Here is a 24,594-nt window from a genome sequence, read left to right as displayed (position 1 = left end):
CCTCTTCTGATTCGATTGTCTGCAAGGGGAGGCCGAAGCCAGCAGGTCTCGCAGCTCTTGGGAGCGATTGTACCCTCGCTTCATGCCGCGCGCCACGCCTCAGAACGTCCCGGCGATCTGCGCAGCGCTCAGCGCACCCCGCATGGGAACGTACCTGGTGGCAGCGGCCGGCGACCAGGCGAGGGCGGTCGAGCTGTACGGCTGGAACGCCCGGATCTCGTCAGCACTGATGCTCCCCGCGCACTTCGCCGAGGTCTCGACGCGGAACGCGGTCGATGACGCGCTGACCGCCAAGTACGGCCCACGGTGGCCGTGGAACGCCACCTTCGAGCAGAGTCTGCCGGACAGTGGTGGACCCGCCTTCAACGCACGGCGGAACCTGAGGAGCGTGAGAGCCGTTGAGCACTCGACCGGGAAGGTCATCGCGGAGCTGAAGTTCATGTTCTGGCAGACGATGTTCACCGCACGTCACGATCAGCGCGTCTGGAATCGGCAGATCGCCGCACTCTTCCCGCACGCCGACACCGACAGTCCGCAGCAGCTTCGCGCGAGGATCTACAACGACCTGGAGACGATTCGACGCCTCCGCAACCGGATCGCGCATCACGAGCCGATCTTCGCCCGCGATCTTGCAGACGACCTCGCGAAGATGATCGACCTCTGCAGGATCAGATGCGCCGCGACAGCCCGCTGGGTCCAGGCGCTGGAAGACGTGACGGCTACTCTCGCGGAGCGACCCTGACCGGCTCGGTCGCGCTCCCGTCGGGCCGCGCACGCGACAAAGCGATTGCCCGGTAGGCGGCGCCGACGGCGAGCACCGCGACGCCGCCCGCGATCGAGGCGGGCGGGAGGGTCGCCACGAGCAGGAGGCAGCCGGCGACGCCGACCACCGCCAGCGGGCGCGGGTAGCGGCGGTGCGGGGCCTCCTGAGTCAGCGCCGCGACGTTCGCGACCAGGTAGTAGAGCAGCACGCCGAACGAGGAGAAGCCGATCGCCGAGCGCAGGTCGGCGACGAGCACCAGGACGACGACGATCAGGCCGACGGCGATCTCGGCGCGGCGCGGGACGCTGCGGATCGGGTCGATCACGGCGAGCGCCCGCGGCAGATCGCCGTTCCGCGCCATCGCCAGGCTCGTGCGGCCGATGCCCGCGATCAGCGCGAGCAGCGCGCCGAGGCTCGCCGCCGCGGCGCCCACGCGGATCGGCACCGCGGTCCACGGCCAGGCGGCGGCCGCGTCGACGAGGGGCTGCGTCGAGGCGGCGAGCCGCTCCGGTCCGAGCGCCGCGAGCAGCCCGGCGCCGACGACGGTGTAGAGCAGGACCGCGAGCACGAGGGCGCCGAGGATCGCGCGCGGGATCGTGCGGGCGGGGTCGCGCACCTCCTCCCCCATCGTCGCGAGGCGGGCGTAGCCGGCGAAGGCGAAGAACAGCAGACCGGCCGACTGCAGCACGCCGTAGGCGTCGAACGGCCGATCGGCGCCGGTGACGGACGCCGGTCCGGACGCCGCTGCCGCCGCCATCGCGACGACGAGCACCACGAGCACGATCGAGAGCAGGATCCGCGTCGCGAGCGCCGTGCGGGTCACCCCGAGGACGTTCACCGCGACGAGCGCCACGACCGCGGCGACCGCGACCGGTCGCTCCCAGCCCGCGGGCGCGGCGTAGGCGGCGACGGTCAGCGCCATCGCGGCGCAGCTCGCGGTCTTGCCGACGACGAAGCTCCAGCCGGCCAGGAAGCCGGGCCACTCGCCCAGCCGCTCCCGGCCGGAGAGGTAGGCGCCGCCCGAGCGGGGGTACTGCGCGGCGAGCTGCGCCGTGGAGGAGGCGTTCGCCCAGGCGACGATCGCGGCCAGCGCGAGGCCGACCAGCAGCCACGGCCCGGCCGCCGCGGCGGCGGGGGCGAAGGCCGAGAAGAGACCGGCGCCGATCATCGAGCCGAGCCCGATCACGACGGCGTCGCGGAGGCCGAGGCGGCGGGCGAGGGAGGCGTCGGCTGTCACCGGACCGTCTTAGCGCACGCGGGGAACGCGCGGGTTAACCTGGGCGTCCGCGCCGAGACCGGGAGGCTCCCATCCGCATCCTCATCGTCGACGACGAGATCAACCTGCTGGGCGCGCTCGAGGCGGGACTGCAGGGCGAGGGCTTCGCGGTCGACACGGCGACGAACGGCACCGACGCGCTCTGGCTCGCGCAGGAGGCGGAGTACGCGGCGATCGTGCTCGACCTGATGCTCCCCGACATCAGCGGCTTCCGCGTCTGCGAGCGGCTGCGCGCGGCCGAGGACTGGACGCCGATCCTGATGCTCACCGCGAAGGACGGCGACCTCGACCAGGTCGAGGCGCTCGACACCGGCGCGGACGACTACCTGACCAAGCCGTTCTCCTTCCCCGTGCTGGTCGCGCGGCTGCGGGCGCTGATCCGCCGCGGCGCCGCCGAACGGCCGACCGTGCTGACCGTCGGCGACCTCGTGCTCGATCCGGCCGCGCGCCGGGTGGAGCGGGGCGGGGTCGCGATCCCGCTCACGGCCCGCGAGTTCAGCGTGCTGGAGTACCTCGTCTCGCGGGCGGGCGACGTCGTGTCCAAGCGCGACGTGCTCGGCGCGGTCTGGGACTTCGACTTCGACGGCGATCCCAACATCGTCGAGGTCTACATCCGGACCCTCCGCAACAAGATCGACCGGCCGTTCGGCCGCGAGACGATCCGCACCCAGCGCGGCGCGGGCTACTCGGTGCTGCCGTGACGAGCCGCGCCGGCGGGACGACGCGGCGGCGCTCCCTGCGCTCCCGGATCACGCTCGCGGCGACCGCCGTGGTCGCCCTCGCGGCGGTGCTCGGTGCGGCCGGCTTCCTGCTGGTGCTCTCCTCCGTGCTCGCCGGCAGCGCCGCGACGGCCGCCGAGACCGAGGCCGAGCGGGTCGCGACGCTGGTCGAGCGCGGCGGTGCCGACGCGGTCCGGGCCTCGGAGGGCGTGGTCCAGCTGGTCGTCGAAGGGCGCGTGGTCGCCGCGGGCGAGGACGCCGACGACCTGCCGGCGCTCGCGACCGAGGAGCGCGACGAGCCGTTCACGACGACGCCCGCGGACGAGGATCCGCTGGTCGTCGCGACCCAGGAGCTCGACGACGGCGCGCTCCTGGTCGTCGGCGTGCCCGACGAGGGCCGCGCGGAGGCGCTCGCGACGACCGCCGGTCTGCTGGCCGTCGCCGTCCCGCTGCTGGTCGCCTTCGTCGCGATCGTCTGCTGGATCGTCGTCGGCCGGGCGCTGCGGCCGGTGGACCGGATGCGCGCGGAGGCGGACGCGGTGACCGCCGCGGCCCTCTATCGCCGCGTCGCGGAGCCCGGCTCCGGTGACGAGATCGACCGGCTCGCGCAGACCCTGAACCGGATGCTCGGCCGCCTCGAGGACGGCCAGGAGCGGCAGCGCCGGTTCGTCTCGGACGCCTCGCACGAGCTGCGCTCGCCGGTCGCGGCCCTGCGGCAGAGCGCCGAGGTCGCGCTCGCGCACCCCGACCGGCTCGACGCGGCCCGGCTGGCGACGACGGTCGCCGAGGAGTCGGTGCGGATGGGCGGGCTGATCGAGGGCCTGCTGCTGCTCGCGCGCGCCGACGAGGCGCGGCTGGCGGTGCTCGCGGCCCCGGTCGACCTCGACGACCTGGCGCTGCGCGAGGTGCGGCGGCTGCGCGACTCCGGGATCGCCGTGGACGCCTCGGGCGTCTCACCGGTGCAGGCGGTGGCGGACGAGGCGCTGCTCGGGCGGGCGCTGCGGAACCTCGTCGACAACGCGGTGCGGCACCGGGCCGCGCGGCTGGCGATCGCGACCCGCGGGGAGGGCGACTCCGCGGTGCTGGCCGTCGACGACGACGGGCCGGGGATCCCCGCGGCCGACCGCGAGCGGGTGCTGGAGCGCTTCGTGCGGCTGGACGAGGGGCGCGCTCGCGACGCCGGCGGCTCGGGTCTCGGGCTCGCGATCGTCGCCGAGATCGCGGCGGCGCACGGCGGGAGCGTCGCGATCGAGGAGTCGCCGTGGGGCGGCGCGCGAGTGACGCTGCGGGTGCCGCTGCGCTGACCGGCGCCGGGTCCGCTCCGCTTCAGGCTGGCTTCAGCGGCGCCGCGGGACAGTGGCTGCGGCGTCGAGGAACGGCGCCGGAGACGGAGCGGATCATGAAGAAGAAGACCGGGATCATCGTCGGAGTCGCGGGCGCGATCGTGCTCGTCGGAGCCGGCACGGGCATCGCCTTCGCCACGACCGACGGCTTCGAGCGCTCGGACGCGCTGACCGGCGCCGATTTCGACCGCGCCAGTGAGGTCGCGATCGCCGAGATCGGCGGCGGGACCGTCACCTCGGCCGAGCGCGACGACGACGGCACGCCGGGCTACGAGCTCGAGCTGCGCGGCGACGACGGCCTCGAGTACGACGTGCGGCTCGACGACTCCTTCGGCGTGCTGGTCGTCGACCCGGACGACGACGCGGTGCGCGGCACCGGCAGTGCGAACGGCGGCACGAACGGCAGCACGGACGACGGCACGACCGGCACCACCGAGGACAGCACCACCGGCACCACCGACGCGGTCGACCCCGACGACCTCGTCGGCGACGAGCTGACCCGCGCGAGCGAGGCCGCGATCGCCGCGATCGGCGGCGGCACGGTCACCGAGGCCGAGCGCAGCGACGACGCCGACCACGCCTTCGACGTCGAGGTCACCCGCGCCGACGGCACGGACGTGGACGTCGACCTCGACGCGTCCTACGCGGTCGTCCGCACGGAGGAGTAGGTCGCGGGAGCGGAGGGGCTCAGCCCTTCCCCGGGCCGTTCCCGTTGCCGGGGTTCTGACCGCTCTCCGGGCTGCGGCCATTGCCGTTCCCGCCGCCGTTCCCGCCGGAGTCCCCCGGCCCCTCGACCGGCTCCTCGACCGGAGCCTGCGTCGCGGGCGCCTGCACGGCGGGCGCACCGGCGGCCGGCGTCGTCGCGGCAGGTGCCGGCGACTCCTCCTCCGGAGGCTCGGTCGGCTCCACCGGCTCGGTCTCCTCGGGCGTCGGCGACGGCTCCTCCTCGGGAGTCTCGACCGGGGCCGGCGTCTCCTCCTCCGGGGTCTCCTCGGCCGGTGGCTCCTCCTCGACGGGAGTGGTCTCCTCCGGCTCGGGCTCGGTCGACTCCTCGGGCTCCGGCACGGCGGCGATCAGCGCCGCGAGGTCGGCGCGCACGAGGTCGGCCTGAGCCTGGATCGACGTGGCCCGGTCCTCCCGGACGTTCCCGCCGGCGACCGCCGCGTCGAGCGTCGCCTGGAGCGCGTCGAGCTCGGTGAGCGCTCCGGCCCAGTCGTCGGCCGACGCCTTCTCGGCGACCGCCACGACCGCGTCGTCGAGGGCCTGCGCGGTGCCGTCGTCGATGGACGGATCCGCGGCGGAGCAGCCCGACAGCACGAGGACGGCGGCGAGCACCGCACCCCCGGCCCGCAGTCGCAGACCTGTCCGATTCGCGCCCCTCACGAGCGGATGCTCTCGCGCAGCTGACGGAGGTGCTCGCCGAGTTCCCCGTCGACGGCGGGCAGCGGCGACTGCGGACCGTCGAACAGGACGATCACGAGGCCGACCGCGACGGCGACCAGCGCGAGCACCACGACGATCAGCCACGGGCTCGGCCCGGTGCGGCGACGCGCGACGGAGGCGGGCGGGGTGACCGGCGCGCTCGGCGCGACCCGCGTGGTCGTCGCGGTCGCGGGAGCGGCGCCGGGCAGCAGCTCGGTCGCCCCCACGGGCAGCACCGACGTCGCGTCCAGCAGCTCGGTCGCGGCCGCGGTCGGAGCGAAGCGCTCGGTCGCGGGCATCCGCTCGGTCGGCGGCGGCCCGGCGGGCTCCCGGACCGGCACGTCGGGGACGACGATCGCCGTCGGCGGTCCGTCGCGGCGCGGATCGATCAGCGCGCGCGCCGACTCCGCGACCTCGATCGCCGTGGGCCGCTCGGCCGGCTCGCGCCGCGTCATCGCGTTCAGCAGCGCCGACCAGCCGCCGCCGAGCGAGTCCGACACCTCTGGGTCGCGCAGCAGGCGCGCGAGAGTGACCTCGATCGCCGATCCGGTGAAGGGGCGGCGCCCGGTCAGCGACTCGAGCAGCACCAGGCCGAGGGAGTAGACGTCGCTCGCCGAGGTCAGCACGTCGCCGTGCGCCTGCTCGGGGCTGAGGTACGCGGCGGTGCCGATCAGGGTGCCGGGCGAGGTGATCCGGGTGGCGTCGATCAGGTAGGCGATGCCGAAGTCGGCGAGCTTGGGGCGGAACTCGCGGCTCGTCAGCGGGCTCGGCACGAGCAGCACGTTGGAGGGCTTCACGTCGCGGTGCACCACTCCGGCCGCGTGCACCGTGTGCAGGGCCTCGCCGAGGTCGGCGGCCATCGACGCGACGTCGTTCGGCAGGACGGGCCCGCTGGCCAGCCGCTCCGCGAGACTCGGCCCCTCGGCGAGCTCCATCACCATGTAGGCCTGGCCGCCGGTATCGTCGCCGCCGTCGTCGGCGTCGTACAGGGTCACCAGCGCGGGGTGGTTGAGGGCCGCGAGCAGCCGGATCTCGGAGGACTTGCGCTGGAGGTCCTGCGCGTCGTCGATGCCCGGCGCGAACATCTTCAGCGCCACCGAGCGGCCGAGGATCCCGTCGCGGGCCCGGTACACGGTGGCCATCCCGCCCCGGCCGATCAGCTCCTCGATCGTGTAGCGACCGCCGATCGTCGTGCCGACGACGCGGTTCTCGCCCGTTCGGTGGGATGACACGGTTCCTCCTCGGGCGGATGCTGCGGCAACGCCGCGCCCCCCGGTGCGACCGTCTCCCCAGGGTAGTACGTCCGTCTTCCGAGCCGCAGGGCTCGACTCGGGGCCCGCGAGCTGTCAAGCGGGTGCTCGCCCGAGAGGCCGCGCGTAGCGTGGCTGGTCCCGACGAAAGGCAGAGGCACATGGACGAGCACGAGCAGGGATCGACGATCGGCGCGACGGACGGCGCGGCTCCGGCGACGCGGACCAGCAGCGAGCAGGTCGAGAAGGACCGCGCCGAATCCCCCGGCAGCGAGCGCGAGACTGAGGTCCGCCAGGAGCAGGACCCCACCACCAGCCGGACGGAGGTCTCCGGCTCGGCCGAGGTCGTCTCCGTCCCCGGCACCGGCGGCGCCGACGACGTCGGCACCGCCGAGGTCGACCCCGACGAGGTCTCGCTCAACGGCAAGCCGTTCCCGGGCCACGCCGGAACAAAGTAACGCGACTTGCCCCCCGGGTGACCACGTCGTCGCCCGGGGATGCCTCAGGGCCTTCCGAGGTTTCGAGCCGCTCGTGCATACGCGTCGAGATCGGCACGGCGACCGACAGCCACCGCCTGCACCCGCGTCGCTCGGTCTTCGTTCGGCAGGAGCCGGTAGACGAGTCTGAACCGTGGCCGCAGTTCACGCGGATCGAGGTCGAAGTAGATCTTGCGGCAGTCGCTCAGGTCGGCTGTGGACTTCCGCCCCTCGAGAGGGAGACCTGCGAGATCGCCGGAGGCCACCAGTGCGAGCAGGCCTATGACGCGGACGGCGAGAGGGTGCGGAGAAGCTGCACCGCCGCCTTCACGTGCGATGAGATCGTCGAGGTCGTCGCCGAAGCCGGGCTTCAGAGCGTCGAGCTTCATTCTCACGATTCGTCGAGGAATACGCCGAATCGAGCGGCGACGTCCGAGAGCGGCTCGCTCTCCATGTCCCGGCGCTCCCGCACGAGTGCCGCGATCTCCTCGTCGTCCAGACGAGAGAGGAGCTGGTCGACCACGGCGATCGGCACGATCGCCGCTTCCGCTCGCCGATGCGACCCGAACACGACGATCTCGGCGTCGGCGTCCTCGCGGAAGCGGCCGACGGCACGGCCGAGTTCGTCGCGCGCCTCGCGGAAGGACAGCACGGGCACGGCACGAGACGTAGGCAGGCTGCGGGAAGTCATGGCCTCAGCGTACAGTTGCGTACGCAAATGCGTGCGCATTCGCGTTTCGCCTGACGCGGTGTGCTTCACGCGCAATTCCCGTCGAGCGTCGCTTATGGAAAGCTCGCCGACCAGAACGCGGCGACCGCGATCGAGGGCCTCCCTCGAGGGGAAATGGTCGGCGAGCTGCTGGCCCTTCTCGATCTCGGCCATGATCTCGTCGGTCAGAGCCGACGGATCCGCCTCAGCACAGATGTCGGGTGCGGGGACGGGGAAAGACAGGCGCGCGAAACACATCCGGCGAGGGTATTCGCGACGGTCACCGACAGACCGGGCGGAGTGCTGCCTGGCGCGAGATGTGGCGACCGCCCCCGCTCTCCGGCAAGGCGTGCCTCAGAGGACCGGGTCGAGCAGGCCCGGGTCGTGGCGGTCGACCGTCCGGGCGTTGTTGACGCGGCGGTCGACCGGGTAGGCGGTGATGGTCGAGGCGACCGCGACCGACGCGCGGTCGAGGGTCGCGAGCATCTCCTCGCTGGAGGCGAGCGGCTCCGGGCTCAGCCAGGCGTCGCGGACGTCGGGCGTGAGGAAGACGGGCATCCGGTCGTGCACCTCGCCGGAGGCGTCCCGCGCCTCGCGGGTGATGATCGTGAAGGAGACCCGCCACTCGTCGCCCTCCTTGCGCGCCGCGTACAGGCCCGCCGCGGCGAGGATCGGCTCCTCGCCGTGCAGGAACCACGGCTGCTTGCCGTCGGCGCGCGCCTCCCACTCGTAGTAGCCGCGCATCGGCACGATGGCGCGCTGCTTGGCGAACGCCCCGCGGAACAGACCGTTCGAGGCGACCGTCTCGAGCCGCGCGTTGATCGGCGACGGCCCCTTCCCCTTCGCCCAGGACGGCCGGAACCCCCAGGAGGCGAGCTCGATCTCGCGCTCCAGCGACTCCTCGTGCCTGTGCTCGCGCACGATCGGCGCCGCATCGGTCGGCGCGACGCTGAAGTCGGGCGCCCAGTCGGCCGCCCGGCCGCCCGCCGCGACGAACTCCGCGATCAGGGCGTCGGTCTCGGAATCCATCGCGAAGCGTCCGCACATGCGGGCGACACTACGCCGGACCGCCGACAGCGGCGAGGACGGGATCGCGCCGGCCGCGGCGGATCGTCGCGACCGCGAGGCCCGCGACCATCACCGCGCCGCCGATCAGCACGCCGGCCGACGGGACCTCGCCCAGCAGCACCCACGCCGACAGCACGCCGACCACCGGCACCAGCAGCGTGAACGGCACGACCGACGCGGCCGGGTAGCGGGCGAGCAGCGAGTTCCAGATGCCGTAGCCGATCAGCGACGCGAACACCGCCGTGTAGAGCGTGCTGAGGACCGCCAGGAGCGAGAGCCCTTGGAGCGCCGTCGCGATCGCGGGCCCGCCGTCGACCAGCAGCGAGAGCAGCAGCGCCGGGATCGGCACGACCAGCGCCGACCAGACCACCAGCGAGAGCCCCGAGGCGCCCTTCGCCCGCCGGGTCAGCACGTTGCCGATCGCCCAGGAGAGCGCGCCGCCGAGGCAGACCACGAACGGCAGCCAGGGCGCGACGGCCCCGTGCGAGAGGGCGACGACCACGAGCCCCGCGACGCCGACCACCAGGCCGATGCTCTGCCGCCGCGTCGGCCGCTCCCGGAGCAGCACCGCCGCGATCAGCACCGTCAGCACGATCTGCGCCTGCACCACCAGCGACGCGAGCCCCGCGGGCATCCCCAGCGCCAGCGCCAGGTAGAGCAGCGCGAACTGCCCCAGGCTCATGAACGCGCCGATGGTCGCGACCGTCCGCAGCGGCGCCTGCGGCCGCGGCACGAGGAACACGGCCGGCACCGCGACCACCGTGAACCGCATCGCCAGGAACAGCAGCGGCGGCACGTCCGCGAGCCCCACGTCGATCACGACGAAGTTCAGCCCCCAGAGCAGCACGACGAGGAGGGCGAGGAGGCTGTGCCGGCGGGTCATGCCCCCAGACAAGCGCGGATGACCCGGCAGCACCAGCGCCGGTCCGCACCGTCGACCCGGTAGCGTCGCTGCATGATCGAACGCGCTGCAGGGATCGCGAGCCCCGCATGATCGAGCCGTCCGCGCTCCGCGCCCTGATCGCCGTCCGCGACTGCGGCACGGTCGCGGCCGCGGCCGACGCGCTCGGCTACACCCCGTCGGCCGTCTCGCAGCAGCTCAAGCGCCTCGAGCGCCAGTCCGGCGGCGCCGTCGCCGAGCGCTCCGGCCGCGGCGTGCTGCTCACCGAGCACGGCCGCGCCCTGGCCGACCGCGGCGAGCGCCTCCTCGCCGAGCTGGAGGCGCTCGGGCACCTCGGCACCGTCCCCGCGGAGGAGGTGACCGGCACACTGCGGGTCGTCGCGTTCTCGACCGCGATGCGCGGCCTGCTCGTCCCCGCCCTCGCGCGGATCCGCGAGCGGGCGCCGCGGCTCCGGCTCACCCTCGACGAGCTCGACCCGTGGGAGGCGTCGCGGCGGCTCGAGCGCGGCGCCGCCGACCTGGCGATCCTGCACGACTGGCCGGGCCTGGCCCTCGAGCTCCCGCCGGACACCGTCGAGACCGAGATCCTGCTTGAGGACCGCGCCGACGTCCTCCTGAACCGGGCGCACCCCCTCGCCGGCAGCGCCGAGATCGCGCCGAGCCGGCTCGCGGACGAGACCTGGGTGAGCATCCCGGCGGGTGCGATCTGCCACGCCTGGCTGCTGCGCACCTTCGCCGGCACCGGGCGCCAGCCCGACATCGCCTACTACGACGAGGACTTCAGCACCCACATCGCCCTGGTCGAGGCGGGCGCCGCCGTCGCGCTGGTCCCGCGGCTCGGCCGCGAGCCGCTCCCGGAGGCGGTGGTCGCCGTCCCCGCGGTCGACCCGGTCTCGACCAGGGTCGTCAGCGCCGCCTGGCGCCGCTCGGGCCGCGGGAACCCCGCGCGGGCGGTCGTCCTCGAGGCGCTGCGCGCCGTCTGCTGACGAGCGGGAGCACCGGCCGGCGAGTGTCAGCCGCCGACGACGCGGCTCTTCGCCGACCAGAAGCGCATCAGCGCACCGGCCGCGATCGAGCCGGCCGCGCCGGCCGCGAGGTCGCCCAGCGTGTCCTCGTAGCCGACGAAGATCGACGGGTCGACGAAGCGGTGCCCGGCCCACTCGCCCCACTCCCAGACCACGCCCATCGACAGGCCGAAGCAGGCGCAGAGCACGATCGCCGGGGCGAGCGGACCGCGGTCGCCGGCGACCGTCGGAACCACGCCGGCGCGCGCGGCGACGATGTAGGCGACGGCCGCGACCAGCCCGTTCAGCACGAAGTGCACGACGAGGTCCCACGACGCCCAGGCCTGGTAGAGCCCGAGCACGCTGCTCCAGGACGCGACCAGCAGAGCGAGTCCGAAGGTGGCGTCCAGCGCCGGGCGGATCCCGAGGAACCGCGGCAGCACCAGCCCGATCGCGGCGAGGGCGAGCACGGCGACGTCGACGAGATCCCAGCCGATCATCGCGGCGACGATGCTCACGGCGCCGAGGGCGCGGACCGCGTCGGCGAACCACTCGCCCCGGGTGCGCGGGGGCTCCATGAAGGTCGAGATCAGGACGGGCTCGTTCTCGGGGCGGGCTCTCACGGCGGGTCGGGTCACGGCTTCGTGAAGCGGAGGACGGCCTGGACCGCCTCGTGGTCCGAGCCCGGCGCCGTGTCGTAGCGGGTCGCGTTGATCGCCGCCGAGACGACCTCGAAGGCCCCGGCGCTGACCGTGAGCCAGTCGATGCGGCGGCCGGCCTTCGGCGGGCGGTAGTTGGAGTAGGTGCCCCAGTGCGGGGTGAGGTGCGTGCCGGCGACGACCCAGGAGTCCGCGAGCCCGCCCTCGTCCAGCAGCGCCCGGTACGGCTCCGTGCCGACGTCGGTGTTGGTGTCGCCCATCACGATCGCGGGCCGGCCGAGGTCGGTGATCCGCTCGGCGACCAGCTCGGCCGAGCGCAGTCGCGAGCGCCGCGAGAGGTGATCGAAGTGCGTCGCGACGACGGTGAACTCGCGGTTCGTCGCGTGGTCGGTCAGCTCGGCGATCACCGCGGTGCGCGGGATCCGGTTGCCCCAGCTGCGCGAGCCGGCGACGTCCGGAGTCGCGGACAGCGCGATCTGCGACCAGTCGCGCACCGCGAAGCGGCTCCGGTCGACGAAGAGCATCACCCGCTCACCGCCGCGGTCGGCGTCGCGGCCGAAGCCCATGCCCTCGAACGAGGCGCCGAGCGACTCGTGCACCCACTGCGCCTGATCGGGCAGCGCCTCCTGCACCGCAAGGATCGACGGGCTCTCCTCCTGCAGCAGCCGGCGCACGAGGGGCTTCCGGCGCTCCCACTGGTCGACCGCGCGGGCGGTCAGGCGGGGCATGCGGCGGCGGATGTTGTACGTCATGACGTGGAGCTCGGGCGCCGGGATCGGACCGATCAGGGGGGACGGGTCGGTCATGCCTCCACCCTACGGCGGCGATCGGAGCTGCCAGGGAGGCTTGCGGAGTCGCTCCCGCGCACCCCTACTCTTCGAGGATGACCCTCTCGCCCGCTCTCGCGGCCCTCTCCGACGCTTCGTTCGTCTCGCTCACGACCTTCCGGAAGACGGGCGTCGGAGTGTCGACGCCGGTGTGGATCGCCCGGGACGGCGCGGACCTGATCGTCACGACTCCCCGCAAGAGCGGCAAGGTCAAGCGCCTGCGCAACGACCCGCGGGTGACCCTCGTCCCCTGCGACCGCCGCGGCCGCGTCGCCGACGGCGCGACCGTCCTCGAGGCGGAGGCGCACATCGTCTCCGACACCGACACCGTCGAGCGCCTCGGCCGCGTCTTCCTCCGCAAGTACCGCCTCGAGTACCGCGTCTTCATGGTGATCGAGCGGATCGTCTCCCGCGGCGACCGCACCCGCGTGATGCTCCGCATCGCGGACCGCTGAGCGCCGGAACGGGTGGCGCCGGTAAAGTAGAGGAGTTCACGAGGGAGGTTGGCATGGCGCACGCACTCGGGGCGATCACGCCCGATCACGCTGAGGTCGATCAGCACCTGATGTTCGCCGAAGCTGCTCTTTCGCTGGCAGGACACGAGGTCACGGATCCCGCACTACTCGCGATCATCGAGCGTGCCGCGCGCCATGAGCTGACAGGGGACGAGGCCGTCGCTGCGATTCGGCGACACATTCAGGGCTGATGTCCCTCGGTTCCACCTTCCGTACCTGGGATGACTACTTCATTCCGGGTACGACTGTTCTGCGCAACAAGTTCACAGGACCGGGCAAGCCCTACGGCGAGACGGATCCGGTGAAGCTGCGTGCGATGGAGGAGGCGATCACTGCTGTCCGCATTCGAGAACTGCACGAGAACCCCGTCAAGGGTCGGTTCGACTACGCGCACATGAAGGCGATCCATCGTGCGATCTTCCACGACGTGTACGCGTGGGCGGGCCAGGAGCGGGTCGCTCCGGTCGGCGCGCGCATGACGAAGGACGGGCACGCCTACTACCCTGCCGGCCCGGCCCTCTCCGAAGCGGCGGATGCCGAGTACGCGAAGCTCGCTCGCAAGGATCATCTCCGTGGTCTCGGACTGGAGGAGTTCATCGATGAGCTCGCCGAGAGCTGGGGCGAGCTGAACGTGATCCACTTCGCGAGGGAGGGCAACACCCGCACACAGTTCGTGTTCTTCTCACAGCTCGCCGAACAGGCGGGCTACCAGATCGATGCAGCACTCTTCGCGCCCGGAGCGCCACTGCGCGACGCCTTCGTGGAGGCGAGGTTCCACAGCCAGGACACCGGCAGCAACGAGGACCTCGCAGCCGTCCTCCGGCAGGCCGTCGCACCCCTTCCGGGTGGTGCCGACGCAGGATCGAAGTGATCGCCGGCATTTCGCCAACAAGCTGTTGGCGAAATGCCGTGGGGACGCGGGAGCGGCCCCTCCATGCTGGTCGAGCAGCCCCGCAGGGACGCATCCATGCGGATCGAGCAGCCCCGCAGGGACGCATCCGTGCGGATCGAGCAGCCCCGCAGGGGCGTATTCATGCTGGTCGAGTAGCCCCGAAGGGGCGTATCGAGACCTACGTCCTCAGCAGGGCGGGTCTGCAGACTCTGGTGCTGACGGTGGTGGATCTCGATACGCCCGCTCCGCGGGCTACTCGATCAACATGGATGTCCCGCCTACACCCCGGCCGGCGGTGGGGGATAGGGCTTCGGCCGCGGGGCGCCGCGGCACTACGGTGGGGCGTCACCCGCCGGTGCCCATCGCGCCTCCCGCGCACGCCGGCGCACGCAGAAGGAGCACGTATGAGCATCGGAGCAGGGATCTTCCTCCTCGTCGTCGGCGCGATCCTCGCGTTCGCCGTGGACGTCCAGGTGGCCGGAGTCGACCTCAAGCTGGTCGGCTACATCCTGATGGCCGCCGGAGCCGTGGGCCTCATCCTCGGCCTCGTCCTGATGACCCGCCGCCGCCAGGCTGTCTCGACCACCCGCTCGGCGGTCGACCCCGCCAGCGGCGAGCAGGTCACCCGCCGCACCAGCGAGGGCAACGGCCCCGTCGTCTGACCTCGGAGAACGACGAGAGGGGCGTCACCGGCATCACCGGTGGCGCCCCTCGTCTCGTCGCCGAGCGTGCCGCGGCGACTACTCGTCGTCCGGCTCGCCGCCCGAGACGGTGTCCGTGTCGCCGCCGCCGCTGGAGGTGTCGGTGCCGGTGCCGTCGGGGAGGTCCTCGGTCTTCTCGGTCTTCTCGTCCTCCGTGCCGTTGCTGCTGTCGCTGCTCATCGCCGCTCTCCCTTCGCCCGGCGCTCTGCCGGAACGCCCACTCTCCTCCGCGCCGCACGGACCGCGCCAGGGGGTGGCGGCGGGCGGCCCGGGGAGGCCACGATGCCCACGCCCCCGCACAATCCCCAGCGGCGCACCCCGCGCCTCCGGTTGACTGGGGTCGCTCCGCCGACCGACGGCGGCACTCTGGAGGAGACATGGCGAACCACCGATTCGAGCTGCGGTCCGGACGCGGGATGGGCGTCTCGGCCGCCGGCGACCCGATCGCGGACCGGCTGGTCGTCTTCTGCCACCCCACTCCCGGCGCGGGCGGCTTCGACCCCGACCCGCTGGTCACCGGGCCGTGGGGCCTGCACCTGCTGATCCTCGACCGCCCCGGCTACGGCGCCTCCGATCCCGTCGACGCGCAGCACGGCCGCGTCCAGGACCGCGCCGACGACCTCGCGGAGTACCTCCGCCGCTCCGAGCGCACCGCCCGCGACGTCGACGGCGCCCGCTTCGGCAGCGTTGGCGTGGTCGGCTGGGGCTCCGGCGGCGCCTTCGCGCTCTCGCTCGCCGCACGGCACCCGGACCTGGTCGACCGCATCGCGATCGTCGGCACCCCCGCTCCCCCGCAGGCCAGCGCGCTCGTGCACCCGACGACGGCGTGGGAGCGGCGGCAGACCCTGCCCGGCGAGGACGCCGCGGGGATCGCCGCGACGCTCCCCGCCGACGTGCCCGGCCTCGACTCGCTCGGCGTCGACCCCGGCGACCCGGTCCTCGAGAGCCACGGTGGGCTGCGCAACCGGCTCGAGCGGATGCTCGGCGAGGGCTGGCGCCAGGGCCCCGGCGGCGCCGCGACCGACCTCGTCGCGCTCCGCGACGGCTCCTGGGCGGAGGAGCTCGACCGGGTCACGGCCGAGGTCCTGATCGTGAACGGCGACGCGGACCCTGTCGCCGGCTCGGAGGACGCGCGCTGGTTCCGCTCCCGGCTCGCCGACGCGCGCTCCGCGACCGTCGACGGCACCGGGCGGCTGGCGCTGGTGCGCGAGTGGCGCCGGATCCTCGACCACGTCGCTCCGCTCGAGCGCGGGGCGCAGGGACGATGAGCCGCCGCGTGCTCGGGCGACGCGCTTCCGCCCGCGCCGGGGCCGCCCGCCTCGGCGCCGGGCCGCTCGCGCTCGTCGGCGCGATGGCGGTCTCGGGCGCGATCCACCTCGCGCGCCCCGCCGTCTTCGAGCGCGCCGTCCCGCGGGCTATGCCCGGCTCGGTCCGCGGCTGGGTGCTCGTCTCGGGGGTCGCGGAGCTCGCCTGCGCCGCGACGACGCTCTGGCCGCCGACCCGCACCGCCGGCGGCCTCGCCTCCGCCGCCCTGATGGCCGGGGTCTTCCCCGCCAACGTGCAGATGGCCCTCGACGCCCGCCGCCCACGGACCCGGGCGATCACGCTGCTGCGCCTGCCGCTGCAGATCCCGCTGGTGCTCTGGGGGCTGCAGGCGGCCCGCTCGACCCCGCGCTGAGAGCGGCCGCTGAGGCCGACGCAACCCCGAGCGGCGCTCGCGATCGCGCTGCTACCGTCCAGGCATGAGCGACCAGAAGGCGGATGATCGCCGAGACCAGCTGACCAGCGCACCGAACGCGACGGAGGCCGACGCGGCCCCGCGCATCGACGTGACGACCACCCCCGCGGGCGACACCCGCATCGACATCCGCAACGACGCCGCCGTGCGCCCGGGCCGGGTCGACGCCGACGGGAACGAGCTCGACGAGGACGAGGACGGCGCCGATGTCTGAGCTCCGCCGCGCCGCGATCGTCTACAACCCCGTCAAGGTCGACCTCGAGGCCGTGAAGGCCGCCGTCGCGCGCGCCCAGGAGGCCGCCGGCTGGGACGAGACCCTCTGGTTCGAGACCTCCGTCGAGGACCCGGGAGCCGGCCAGACCAGGGAGGCGCTCGAGCAGGACGTCGACATGGTGATCGCGGCCGGCGGCGACGGCACCGTGCGCGTGGTGGCCGAGGCGCTGCAGGACTCGGACGCGTCGCTCGCGCTGCTGCCCTCCGGCACCGGCAACCTGCTCGCCCGCAATCTGAACCTCACGCTCGACGACGTCGACAACGCGCTGACCGTCGCCTTCTCGGGTGAGGACCGCGCCATCGACATCGGCGTGATCGACATCGAGACGTCGAAGGGCCGCGACCGGCGCTCCTACGTCGTGATGGCCGGTCTCGGGATCGACGCGAAGATGCTCGCGAACACCGACGACGACCTGAAGAAGCGGGCCGGCTGGCTCGCCTACGTCGACGCGCTGCGGAAGGCCCTGCTGGACAAGAACCAGCTCGAGTTCCGCTACTCCCTGAACGGCGCGAAGACGCGCAAAGTGCGCGCGCACACGATCATCGTGGGCAACTGCGGCGCCCTGCCGGCGAACATCCTGCTGCTGCCGGACGCCGCGGTCGACGACGGCGAGTTCGACATCGTGCTGCTGCGCCCGGAGGGCTTCTTCGGCTGGGTCCAGATCATCTTCAAGGTGGTCTGGGAGAACGGCGTGCTGCGCCGCAGCGGCGTGGTCGGGAAGAAGCTGATGGGCCTCACGAAGGAGGTCTCGGCGCTGCGCTACGTGAAGGGCCACGAGCTCGTGGTGCGCCTGGAGAAGCCGCAGGAGATCGAGCTGGACGGCGACCCGTTCGGGACGACGTCGGCGTTCCGCACCTGGATCGAGCCGGGCGGACTGACCGTCCGAGTCCCCGCCGCGTAGCGCGGCCGTCCTGGACGAGCGCGGACCCGCCGCCTGATCGGCAGGCGGCGGGCACCGGCGAGCGACTGCGGCGCGGGTTCGGGTCCCGCACCCCATGCGCTTGCATGGACACGGCGACCCTAGTGCGCATTCCGTCGTCGAAGCAATGGATTCCGCACCTCTGCGCGCCATTTCGCCACAGAACAGGCGATTCTGCTCAGTGGAGGCGGCCGGACGCAACCGATTCCGCACTCCACGCTCGATCCGGCCGCCGCCCGGCGACCTCCGCCACCGGGGCGACCGCGCGGTCGTCAAGCGGGAGAACCGCGCCCCGTCCCTCCACTACGGTTCCCCCCATGGGCTTCTTCGACCGCACCGTCCCCCCGGCCGCCTCCCCGGCCACTCCCCCCGCCGAGCGGCCGCCGACGGTGTGGACCGACGGACTCGGGCGCTTCGCCCTGCGCTGCCTCCAGGTGCTCGTCGTCCTGGCGCTCGCGGCGGTCCTCGTCCTCGCGATGACCCAGCTGACGCTGGTGCTGATCCCCGTGCTGATCGCGATCATCCTCGCGTCCGCGATCCACCCGGTCCTGGCCTGGATGCGCCGCAAGGGCGTGCCGTCGATCCTCGCCACCTGGATCGCCCTGATCGGACTGCTCGCGATCCTCGGCGCCATCGGCTGGCTGATCACCGTCGCGGTCCGCAACCAGTGGGACGAGCTGGTCAGCAGCGCCTCCGACGGCATCGCCTCGCTGCAGGACTACGTGCAGCACCTGCCGTTCCAGATCGACGAGCAGCAGATCGAGGACGCCCGCCAGAGCGTCGTCGACTTCCTCACCTCGAGCTCCTTCGGCTCCGGCGCCCTCGCCGGCGCGGCGGCCGCGGCGAACTTCGTCACCGGCCTGGTGCTGATGATCGTCGTCCTCTTCTTCTTCATGAAGGACGGCCCGAAGATCTGGGAGTTCCTGCTCCGCCCCTTCACCGGCTCGAGCTACGACCGCGTCAAGCGCGTCGGCGGCAAGACCGTCGACGTCCTCGGCGGCTACATCCGCGGCACGGCGACCGTCGCCGCGGTCGACGCGATCGGCATCGGCGTCGCCCTCGCGATCCTGCAGGTGCCGCTGGCCCTCCCGCTCGCCGTGATCGTCTTCCTCACCGCCTTCATCCCGATCGTCGGAGCGACCGCCGCCGGCATCCTCGCCGCGCTCGTCGCCCTCGTCTCGGGCGGCCTCGTCCCGGCGGTGATCGTCATCGGCGTGGTCGTGCTCGTCAACCAGCTCGAGGGCAACTTCCTCCAGCCGGTCGTGATGGCCCGGTCGCTGAAGCTGCACCCGCTGATCGTGCTGATCGCCCTGACCATCGGCACCGTGCTCGCCGGCATCGTCGGCGCCGTGCTCGCCGTGCCGATCGCCGCGGTCGCCTGGGGCATCGTCTCGGTCTGGAACGGCCCCGACCGCCCGGCCGAGCCGGCCCGGCAGAAGCGCGACGAGTCCGTCTGACCCGAGCCGGTCGTCGACGCACGACGGGATCGTCGGACGCGCCGCTAGGGCGTGCGGCCGATGATCCCGTCGCGCAGCGCCTGGCGGCGCAGGGCGATCTTGGTGCTCACGCCCACGCCCTCGGCGCGGTACTTCGCCCGGGCGTTCCGCAGCGAGCTGCGCGCCGCGTCCTGGGTGATCCCGAGCTCGGTCGCGACCTGCTTGAGCGAGAGCCCCTCGACGAAGAGCCCGACGATCCGGCGCTCTCGGGCCGTCAGCGGGCCCGTTCCACCGCCGCCGAGCAGCGCCCGGGTCTGCGGGGTGAGGAAGCACTCGCCGCGCGCCGCGGTGCGGATCGCCTCGAGGATCACCTCCGTCCGCTCGCTCTTCACCAGGTAGCCGCGCGCTCCGGCCTCCAGCGCCCCCGCGACGGTCTCCGCCCGGGAGTGGGTGCTGATGATGACCGGGGCCGCGCCGGCGGCGGTGATCGTGCGGATCTTCATCGCCAGGTCGAGGTCGTCGCCGAGGTCGATGTCCAGCAGCACGACGTCGGTGGGGAAGCGCGGATGCGCCAGCAGACCGGTCCAGCTCGAGGCCGTCGCGACGACGCGGATCTCGGCGCCGGAGCGGTTGATCCACTCGGTGAGCGCGCTGAGCAGGATCGGATGGTCGTCGAGGATCGCGAGGGCGATCCCGGTCTGCTCGCCGGTCGCCGTCCCGGCGTCCGCGCTCACGCCGGCCGCCCCGGCGGGCGGTGGTCCAGCTCGATCGTCGTCCCCGAGCCCGCGGGCGAGGCGCGGTGCGCCCCGATCTCGCCCAGGATCCCCCAGACGGCGGGGTCGACGTCGCGCGGGCGCAGGCCGGGCGCGCGGAGGACGATCCGCACCGGAGCCGCCGCGTCCTCGCGCTGCGCGAGCAGCAGCTCGATCGGCGGGCGGCCGGCACCCGCCTGCGTCGTCAGCAACCAGAGGACCGAGAGCAGGCGCGAGCGGTCGGGCGGAGCGAGGGCGGCGGCCACGCCGCGCGGGTCGCGGACGACGACCGCCCCGGACAGCAGCGCGGACTCCTCCACCGCGATCAGGAGCCAGGTGCGGTCGTGGCTGCGCGCCAGCACCTCGCGCAGCCGGTCGCCGAGCACACGGGCCCGCTCGCCGAGATCGGCGTCGGGGACGGCGCCTCGGGCGACGACCTCCTCGAGCAGCTCCGCGATCTCCGCGTCGACCCGGGCGAGCTCCGCGGCGGCGAGACTGCCCGGCCCGGTCCCCGGACCGTCGACCACGCTGTCGGCCAGGGTGCGGTCGAGCCCGCGGTGCACGTGACGGTCGAGCGCGGTGAGCAGGGACGCGGAGACGCCCACGGGGGCCGTCGCCAGCAGCACGTTCCCGACCGCGATGCTCGACCCCTCGCCGGTGAGCACCGCGTGCCCCAGCAGTCCCAGCAGGCTGAGCGCGACGAGCAGGACGATCGCCCCGGAGCTCCGCGACGGCGGCTGCACGCCGAGCAGCGCGATCACCGTCGCGCCGACCCCGATGCAGACCGTCGGGTAGTAGAGCGGCGCCGGCGCCGGCAGCGCGTAGTCGGCGAACTCCAGCACGAGCGCAACGGCGTCGACGGCGAGCACCCCCGCGAACACGGAGCGGGGCAGCTCGCCGCGCCGCGTCGCCACGACGGCGATCCCCACGGCGAGCGCCCCGAGCACCAGCACCCAGGAGACGCCGGAGAGCCAGGTGGCCGACCGGTCGTTCAGCGCCCAGAGGAAGGAGGCGAGCCCGCGGACGACCAGCGCCACGGTGATCGTGAGGAAGCCGACACTGAAGTAGCTCGCGGTCAGGCGGTGGGTGCGGGTGATCCGCTGGCGGACGGAGTCGAGCGTCCGAGGACCCTCGCCGGCCGCGCGGACCAGCTCGACGAGCGTGCCCTCTCCGGCGCGGTCGGCGCGGTCGGATCCGGCGGAGTGGTCGCCGGCCTCGATCGGCGCGGTCATCGCGGCACGCTCAGCAGGACGGTGGTGCCCGCGCCGACCGCGGAGAAGATCCGCACCGTGCCGCCGACGGCCTCGATCCGCCCGACGACCGACTGCGCGAGCCCGAGCCGCGCGCCGGGGACGGCCGCGGGGTCGAAGCCGCGCCCCGCGTCCGAGACGGTCACGCGGACCGAGTCCGGCCCCTCGTCGAGCGTGACGTGGGCCGTCGTGGCCCCGGAGTGACGCCGCACGTTCTCGAGGGACTCCCCCGCCGCGCCCGCGAGCGCCTCGAGCGACGCGCCGCCGAGGGGCGACGCGCCGGGGGCGGCCGTGCCGGCGTGCCAGCGCACCTCCACCCCCAGCGCCTCCGCTCGGCGGCCGACCTCGGCCAGCACCGAGGCAGCGGTGCTGGCGTCGGCACCGGACGCCCGGCTCGCCTCGGCGCAGTCGCGCGGCGCCGGATCGAGGTCGGCCCGGTCGAGCCTGCGCAGCAGCGCGAGGTCCGCCTCCGCCTGGGAGCGCAGGGTCGCGGCGGAAACGCCCTCGCCGCGGTGGGCGACGAGGGTGAGCGTGGCGAGGATGGTGTCGTGCATCAGTCGAGCCTCGCGACGGCGCTGCGCCTCGCTCTCGCTCGAGCGGCGCTCGGCGGCGTGGGCCGTGCGCAGGCGCGCGGTGCCGGCGTGGGCGCGCTCGACACTCGAGGCGAGCCAGCGGGCGCCGAGGACCGCGATGACCCAGCAGACCACGACCGAGAGCCCGACGAAGAGCGCCCGCCCCGACCCCCACGTCGCCGCCGTGCCGAGGGCCAGCGCGGGGACGCCGCCGAGCACCGCCGCCCCGAGGAGCCGCGCCGACGAGCCGATCGCGAGCAGTGGAGCCGGCAGGGCCATCGAGGCGAGCATGGTCACGCAGCTGAGCACGGTGCGGTCGCCGTCCGGGACGCCCGGGCCGAGGAACGCCGCGAGCGCGACGACGCCGAGCACGAGGCCGGCGATCACGGCCCGCGCGCCGCTCGGACCGGCGCGGCGCGAGGAGAGCTGGATCGCGGCGCTGATCACGAGCAGGAGGGCGCTCGGCAGCACGGCGGGCAGCTCGGTCGGCACGAGCATCACCAGGTGCAGGGCGGACGTGCCTGCGAAGACTCCGCCGGCCCGCCGCGCACAGGCGATGCCGACCTCGCTCTGCTCGCGCCGGAGCTCGAGCGCGTCCGCGGCGGAGACCTCGGCACCCGCGGTCCCGGCACTCGTGAGCAGCATCGGCACCTCGTCGTGAGGGGTGCGCGAGCCGCACCCGGAGTTGCATCGTGGCACAGGCACGGGCCGCGCGAGCAGCGGGTCTGGACCCGACGGTCGCGCTCGGGCGCTCCTCTCCCGTAGAGTGGAGACATCTCCTGGGCGATCGCCCGAATTCCACGGCTGAGAAGTCGCACGACGACGAAGAGACTCAGCCCCTGATAGAGACCGCAACGATCGAGTGCATCGCCCTCGATCCGCCGGTTCGAACGCCCGCCTCATCCGCGGGTACCGCCCTTCACAGGACGCCGCGGAAGCCGCGCCGTTCCTCGTTCGACCCCCGCTTCTCCGACTCCGTCGGTGAGCGGGACGTTCTCCCCCGCGCAGTCGCACTCCCCACGAGGAGCCGCGCTCTCCGCCCCCAGACGACCCGGATCGACCGGCCGACGCGTGTTTCACCCGCGGCGGACGAGCGGACCGGGTACCGCACAGCTGTGCGAAATCTAACGACGGCCGCTCACGCGGGCGTCACCATCACGTAAGGAAAAGAAATGCCTACTGGCACCGTTAAGTGGTTCAACTCCGAAAAGGGCTTCGGCTTCATCGCTCCCGACGACGGAGGCGCCGACGTGTTCGCGCACTTCTCCGCCATCGCCAAGGAGGGCTACCGCGAGCTCGTCGAGAACCAGCACGTCGAGTACGACGTCGAGCAGGGCCGCAAGGGCCCGCAGGCCGCGAACATCCGCGGCGTCGGCGAGTAATCACCGACCTCAGCGTCACACGGCCTCCGGGTCGCAACGACCTCTGAACGCCCCGTCCACCGCGATCCTCGGATCCGCTGGGCGGGGCGTTCGCCGTTCCCGGTCCGACCCGTCCGGAGCGCGCCGCGGCGGTATATTCACGAGCATGGGACGACTGATCTACGGGCCGCAGTCACTCGAGATCGACTTCGACGATCGACTGCTCGCCCACCTCAAGGTGGCGATGTTCGCGAAGATGCGGCGGAACGAGTCGTTCAGCCTCTCCTGGACCGAGCCGGAGTCGAGCGGCTACGGCCGCAGCTCCGTCTGGATCCACCCGACCACGCCGCTGCACTTCCGCTTCCACGGCGGCCGGCGCCCGGCGCTCAACCGCGCGTGGATCGACGAGCTGATCGCCCACGCGAACGCCACCGGCGAGATGGTCCTGAGCGCGGAGCCCGACGAGCACGCCTGACGCCCGGTCTCGATACGCCCCTTCGGGGCTACTCGACCAGCATGACTACGGCGCGCTGACGAACGCGGCTCAGACCACGCGGGGGCGGGCGGTGTGCACGAGCTCGTCGTGGGGCAGGGCGCGCAGGCGGGACGCGATCTCCTCGCGGGCGGTGGTGTCGACCGAGGCCCAGGCGTACTCCTCGGGCCAGAGCGGGGTGACGCTCACCAGCTCGACGTCGCCCGTCGCCAGCTCGAGGCGCTCGGGGAGTCCGCCGCCGCGCAGGCCCAGCAGCACGCCGACCGAGCCGCGCTCGTCCGCCCACGCGGCCGGTGCGGCCGCGCCCGGCAGGGTGGCCGTGTCGACGCCCGTGCGGCAGCAGACGCCCTGCAGCGCCGCGAGCCGAGCCGCCTCGTAGAGGACGCGGAACTGCCAGTGGTTCCAGAGATCGGCCGCGGGGATGCCGCGCAGCGCCGAGGTCTCGAGGCACAGCTCGAGCCCGAGGCCGGTGCCGGGGCGGGCGAGGCGGTCGAAGGGATCACTGAGGCCGTCGGTGGCCAGCACCACGGAGGGGCCGCGCTCGACGCGGAGGAAGGCGCGGTGATCGGTGGGCCAGCGGGCGCCTCCGCGGACGCCCGGGTCTTCGGTCGAGACGACGACCGTGCGGTCCAGGTCGCCGACGCTGCGCCACAGCTGCGCGCGATCCTCGGCCACGGCCTCCGCGAGGGCCTTCCGCTCGTCCGGGGTCCAGCGGAGCTCCCGGGTGCGGTTGAACAGCAACGACATGAGACTCTCCGTCCACGCGGCGGGCCTGCCGCGTCCTCCGGAACCGTACGGGGCCCGCCAGGGGGGCTCCTCCGAGCAACCGGAGTAGTTCCTGGACGCGGGGCCCCGCGCGGGAGGGCGTCAGCCGAGCGGATCGACGCCGTTCTGCCGCCAGCGCTCGTCGGCGAGCTGGCCCGAGCCGACCTCGCCGTCGTGCGCGCCGAGCGGCTCGGCCTCGCGCCGCGCCTCGGCCGGGACGGCCCCGAGCGAGGTGCCCGCGCCCTCGGCCGTGCTGCCGGGGGCGAGCAGCCCCTCCTCGTCCTCGCGCGAGCCGACCTCGTCCTCCGGGGCGTTCTCGGTGCCGCTCTCGGCCATCGAGTCGTAGGGGTGGTCGGGGTCGGCACTCTCGTCGGGGGTCGTGCTCTCCTCGTTGTCGGCGTCGGCCGGCTGCACGTCGTCCGGGTGCTCGACGTTCGCCGAGCCTCCGCTGGTGAATCCGGCGAACTCGGGGCTGTCGTCTGCGCTCATGGCCGCCACGGTAGCACCGG

32 protein-coding genes are annotated in these 24,594 nt (G+C 73.6%); 17 read left to right on the top strand and 15 right to left on the bottom strand.

All coding sequences use genetic code 11. The features are described from left to right. The first annotated feature begins 82 nt into the window (after positions 1–82). Positions 83–742 carry a hypothetical protein gene (locus EDF22_RS00865; protein ID WP_123701689.1) on the top strand — a complete coding sequence of 220 codons (660 nt, stop codon included), beginning with the start codon at positions 83–85 and terminating at the stop codon, positions 740–742. On the opposite strand, the gene EDF22_RS00860 is transcribed toward EDF22_RS00865, so the two are convergent. Further along, complete coding sequence (locus EDF22_RS00860) at positions 720–2,000, bottom strand: APC family permease (RefSeq protein WP_123701687.1); 1,281 nt, start codon at positions 1,998–2,000, stop codon at positions 720–722. The genes EDF22_RS00865 and EDF22_RS00860 overlap by 23 nt on opposite strands. Positions 2,001–2,071: 71 nt before the next feature. On the opposite strand from EDF22_RS00860, the gene EDF22_RS00855 reads away from it, so the two are divergent. The 3 genes from EDF22_RS00855 to EDF22_RS00845 all read left to right on the top strand — a co-directional run bounded on the left by EDF22_RS00855 (position 2,072) and on the right by EDF22_RS00845 (position 4,769). Then, the gene (locus EDF22_RS00855; protein WP_123701685.1) at positions 2,072–2,740 is read left to right on the top strand and encodes a response regulator transcription factor; all 669 of its coding nucleotides are present in this window, start codon (positions 2,072–2,074) and stop codon (positions 2,738–2,740) included. Then, the gene (locus tag EDF22_RS00850) at positions 2,737–4,062 is read left to right on the top strand and encodes a cell wall metabolism sensor histidine kinase WalK (RefSeq protein WP_123701683.1); all 1,326 of its coding nucleotides are present in this window, start codon (positions 2,737–2,739) and stop codon (positions 4,060–4,062) included. The genes EDF22_RS00855 and EDF22_RS00850 overlap by 4 nt, the downstream gene beginning before the upstream one ends. Before the next feature lie 95 nt (positions 4,063–4,157). Then, on the top strand, positions 4,158–4,769 hold the full coding sequence (locus tag EDF22_RS00845; RefSeq protein WP_123701680.1) for a PepSY domain-containing protein: 612 nt from the start codon (positions 4,158–4,160) through the stop codon (positions 4,767–4,769). 19 nt (positions 4,770–4,788) lie between these two features. Here the strand turns inward: EDF22_RS00845 and EDF22_RS00840 are convergent, their stop codons facing one another. Together EDF22_RS00840 and EDF22_RS00835 are read right to left on the bottom strand one after the other, a co-directional pair. Further along, the gene (locus EDF22_RS00840; protein ID WP_148059070.1) at positions 4,789–5,484 is read right to left on the bottom strand and encodes a hypothetical protein; all 696 of its coding nucleotides are present in this window, start codon (positions 5,482–5,484) and stop codon (positions 4,789–4,791) included. After that, a complete protein-coding gene (locus tag EDF22_RS00835; RefSeq protein WP_123701676.1) occupies positions 5,481–6,755 on the bottom strand; it encodes a serine/threonine-protein kinase in 1,275 nt (424 codons plus the stop codon). Before EDF22_RS00835 ends, EDF22_RS00840 begins: the two co-directional genes overlap by 4 nt. A gap of 179 nt (positions 6,756–6,934) precedes the next feature. On the opposite strand from EDF22_RS00835, the gene EDF22_RS00830 reads away from it, so the two are divergent. After that, on the top strand, positions 6,935–7,231 hold the full coding sequence (locus EDF22_RS00830) for a hypothetical protein (protein WP_123701674.1): 297 nt from the start codon (positions 6,935–6,937) through the stop codon (positions 7,229–7,231). Between the two features lie 44 nt (positions 7,232–7,275). Here the strand turns inward: EDF22_RS00830 and EDF22_RS00825 are convergent, their stop codons facing one another. The 4 genes from EDF22_RS00825 to EDF22_RS00810 all read right to left on the bottom strand — a co-directional run bounded on the left by EDF22_RS00825 (position 7,276) and on the right by EDF22_RS00810 (position 9,909). Further along, positions 7,276–7,638, bottom strand: coding sequence for a hypothetical protein (locus tag EDF22_RS00825; protein ID WP_260301966.1), 363 nt, complete (start codon positions 7,636–7,638; stop codon positions 7,276–7,278). 2 nt (positions 7,639–7,640) lie between these two features. Beyond that, positions 7,641–8,216 carry a hypothetical protein gene (locus EDF22_RS00820; RefSeq protein WP_123701672.1) on the bottom strand — a complete coding sequence of 192 codons (576 nt, stop codon included), beginning with the start codon at positions 8,214–8,216 and terminating at the stop codon, positions 7,641–7,643. 96 nt (positions 8,217–8,312) lie between these two features. Continuing rightward, positions 8,313–9,005: an SOS response-associated peptidase gene (locus tag EDF22_RS00815; RefSeq protein ID WP_123701670.1), complete on the bottom strand. Its 693-nt coding sequence runs from the start codon at positions 9,003–9,005 to the stop codon at positions 8,313–8,315. Positions 9,006–9,015: 10 nt separating this feature from the next. After that, on the bottom strand, positions 9,016–9,909 hold the full coding sequence (locus EDF22_RS00810; protein ID WP_123701668.1) for an EamA family transporter: 894 nt from the start codon (positions 9,907–9,909) through the stop codon (positions 9,016–9,018). Positions 9,910–10,016: 107 nt separating this feature from the next. On the opposite strand from EDF22_RS00810, the gene EDF22_RS00805 reads away from it, so the two are divergent. Continuing rightward, positions 10,017–10,913 (top strand): LysR family transcriptional regulator, encoded by an 897-nt coding sequence (locus tag EDF22_RS00805; protein ID WP_123701665.1) that lies wholly within the window; start codon positions 10,017–10,019, stop codon positions 10,911–10,913. Between the two features lie 26 nt (positions 10,914–10,939). On the opposite strand, the gene EDF22_RS00800 is transcribed toward EDF22_RS00805, so the two are convergent. After that, a complete protein-coding gene (locus tag EDF22_RS00800) occupies positions 10,940–11,569 on the bottom strand; it encodes a hypothetical protein (RefSeq protein ID WP_123701664.1) in 630 nt (209 codons plus the stop codon). After that, a complete protein-coding gene (locus EDF22_RS00795; RefSeq protein WP_123701662.1) occupies positions 11,566–12,396 on the bottom strand; it encodes an endonuclease/exonuclease/phosphatase family protein in 831 nt (276 codons plus the stop codon). Before EDF22_RS00795 ends, EDF22_RS00800 begins: the two co-directional genes overlap by 4 nt. Positions 12,397–12,473: 77 nt before the next feature. Between EDF22_RS00795 and EDF22_RS00790 the strand changes: the two genes are divergently transcribed. The 4 genes from EDF22_RS00790 to EDF22_RS00775 all read left to right on the top strand — a co-directional run bounded on the left by EDF22_RS00790 (position 12,474) and on the right by EDF22_RS00775 (position 14,486). After that, the gene (locus EDF22_RS00790) at positions 12,474–12,872 is read left to right on the top strand and encodes a PPOX class F420-dependent oxidoreductase (protein ID WP_123701660.1); all 399 of its coding nucleotides are present in this window, start codon (positions 12,474–12,476) and stop codon (positions 12,870–12,872) included. 53 nt (positions 12,873–12,925) lie between these two features. Then, entirely contained in the window at positions 12,926–13,123 is a 198-nt protein-coding gene (locus EDF22_RS00785) for an antitoxin VbhA family protein (protein WP_123701658.1), read from the top strand. Beyond that, on the top strand, positions 13,123–13,803 hold the full coding sequence (locus EDF22_RS00780; protein WP_123701656.1) for a Fic family protein: 681 nt from the start codon (positions 13,123–13,125) through the stop codon (positions 13,801–13,803). Before EDF22_RS00785 ends, EDF22_RS00780 begins: the two co-directional genes overlap by 1 nt. Before the next feature lie 425 nt (positions 13,804–14,228). Next, on the top strand, positions 14,229–14,486 hold the full coding sequence (locus EDF22_RS00775) for a DUF6458 family protein (RefSeq protein WP_123701654.1): 258 nt from the start codon (positions 14,229–14,231) through the stop codon (positions 14,484–14,486). Between the two features lie 78 nt (positions 14,487–14,564). Here EDF22_RS00775 and EDF22_RS20615 read toward each other — a convergent pair whose 3' ends face one another. Beyond that, positions 14,565–14,705 carry a hypothetical protein gene (locus EDF22_RS20615; protein WP_159423548.1) on the bottom strand — a complete coding sequence of 47 codons (141 nt, stop codon included), beginning with the start codon at positions 14,703–14,705 and terminating at the stop codon, positions 14,565–14,567. Between the two features lie 197 nt (positions 14,706–14,902). Between EDF22_RS20615 and EDF22_RS00770 the strand changes: the two genes are divergently transcribed. The 5 genes from EDF22_RS00770 (at position 14,903) to EDF22_RS00750 (ending at position 18,913) form a co-directional block, all read left to right on the top strand. Beyond that, positions 14,903–15,793, top strand: coding sequence for an alpha/beta fold hydrolase (locus EDF22_RS00770; protein WP_123701652.1), 891 nt, complete (start codon positions 14,903–14,905; stop codon positions 15,791–15,793). Positions 15,794–15,801: 8 nt separating this feature from the next. Further along, positions 15,802–16,203, top strand: coding sequence for a hypothetical protein (locus EDF22_RS00765; RefSeq protein ID WP_260301951.1), 402 nt, complete (start codon positions 15,802–15,804; stop codon positions 16,201–16,203). A gap of 64 nt (positions 16,204–16,267) precedes the next feature. Beyond that, positions 16,268–16,477 (top strand): multidrug transporter, encoded by a 210-nt coding sequence (locus tag EDF22_RS00760; protein ID WP_123701650.1) that lies wholly within the window; start codon positions 16,268–16,270, stop codon positions 16,475–16,477. Continuing rightward, on the top strand, positions 16,470–17,438 hold the full coding sequence (locus tag EDF22_RS00755) for a diacylglycerol kinase family protein (RefSeq protein ID WP_123701648.1): 969 nt from the start codon (positions 16,470–16,472) through the stop codon (positions 17,436–17,438). Before EDF22_RS00760 ends, EDF22_RS00755 begins: the two co-directional genes overlap by 8 nt. 335 nt (positions 17,439–17,773) lie before the next feature. Further along, a complete protein-coding gene (locus tag EDF22_RS00750; RefSeq protein ID WP_123701646.1) occupies positions 17,774–18,913 on the top strand; it encodes an AI-2E family transporter in 1,140 nt (379 codons plus the stop codon). Positions 18,914–18,957: 44 nt separating this feature from the next. On the opposite strand, the gene EDF22_RS00745 is transcribed toward EDF22_RS00750, so the two are convergent. The 3 genes from EDF22_RS00745 to EDF22_RS00735 are packed head-to-tail and all read right to left on the bottom strand — an operon-like array spanning position 18,958 to position 22,111. Continuing rightward, positions 18,958–19,626 (bottom strand): response regulator transcription factor, encoded by a 669-nt coding sequence (locus EDF22_RS00745; protein WP_123701644.1) that lies wholly within the window; start codon positions 19,624–19,626, stop codon positions 18,958–18,960. Beyond that, positions 19,623–20,876: a hypothetical protein gene (locus EDF22_RS00740; protein WP_123701642.1), complete on the bottom strand. Its 1,254-nt coding sequence runs from the start codon at positions 20,874–20,876 to the stop codon at positions 19,623–19,625. Before EDF22_RS00740 ends, EDF22_RS00745 begins: the two co-directional genes overlap by 4 nt. Next, entirely contained in the window at positions 20,873–22,111 is a 1,239-nt protein-coding gene (locus EDF22_RS00735; RefSeq protein ID WP_123701640.1) for an ATP-binding protein, read from the bottom strand. The genes EDF22_RS00740 and EDF22_RS00735 overlap by 4 nt, the downstream gene beginning before the upstream one ends. A 527-nt stretch (positions 22,112–22,638) precedes the next feature. Here EDF22_RS00735 and EDF22_RS00730 point away from each other — a divergent pair. Further along, the gene (locus tag EDF22_RS00730; RefSeq protein WP_123444803.1) at positions 22,639–22,848 is read left to right on the top strand and encodes a cold-shock protein; all 210 of its coding nucleotides are present in this window, start codon (positions 22,639–22,641) and stop codon (positions 22,846–22,848) included. Positions 22,849–22,993: 145 nt separating this feature from the next. Then, a complete protein-coding gene (locus tag EDF22_RS00725) occupies positions 22,994–23,302 on the top strand; it encodes a hypothetical protein (protein ID WP_123701638.1) in 309 nt (102 codons plus the stop codon). 69 nt (positions 23,303–23,371) lie between these two features. Here EDF22_RS00725 and EDF22_RS00720 read toward each other — a convergent pair whose 3' ends face one another. Next, positions 23,372–24,067, bottom strand: coding sequence for a suppressor of fused domain protein (locus EDF22_RS00720; RefSeq protein WP_123701636.1), 696 nt, complete (start codon positions 24,065–24,067; stop codon positions 23,372–23,374). Between the two features lie 120 nt (positions 24,068–24,187). Next, complete coding sequence (locus EDF22_RS00715) at positions 24,188–24,574, bottom strand: hypothetical protein (RefSeq protein WP_148059069.1); 387 nt, start codon at positions 24,572–24,574, stop codon at positions 24,188–24,190. Between the last annotated feature and the right edge of the window lie 20 nt (positions 24,575–24,594).

This window comes from Rathayibacter sp. PhB127 (assembly GCF_003751665.1).
In the GTDB taxonomy this organism is placed as follows: domain Bacteria; phylum Actinomycetota; class Actinomycetes; order Actinomycetales; family Microbacteriaceae; genus Rathayibacter; species Rathayibacter festucae.
Note: the sequence above shows the minus strand (reverse complement) of the source record. Positions and strands in the feature narration are given on the sequence as shown.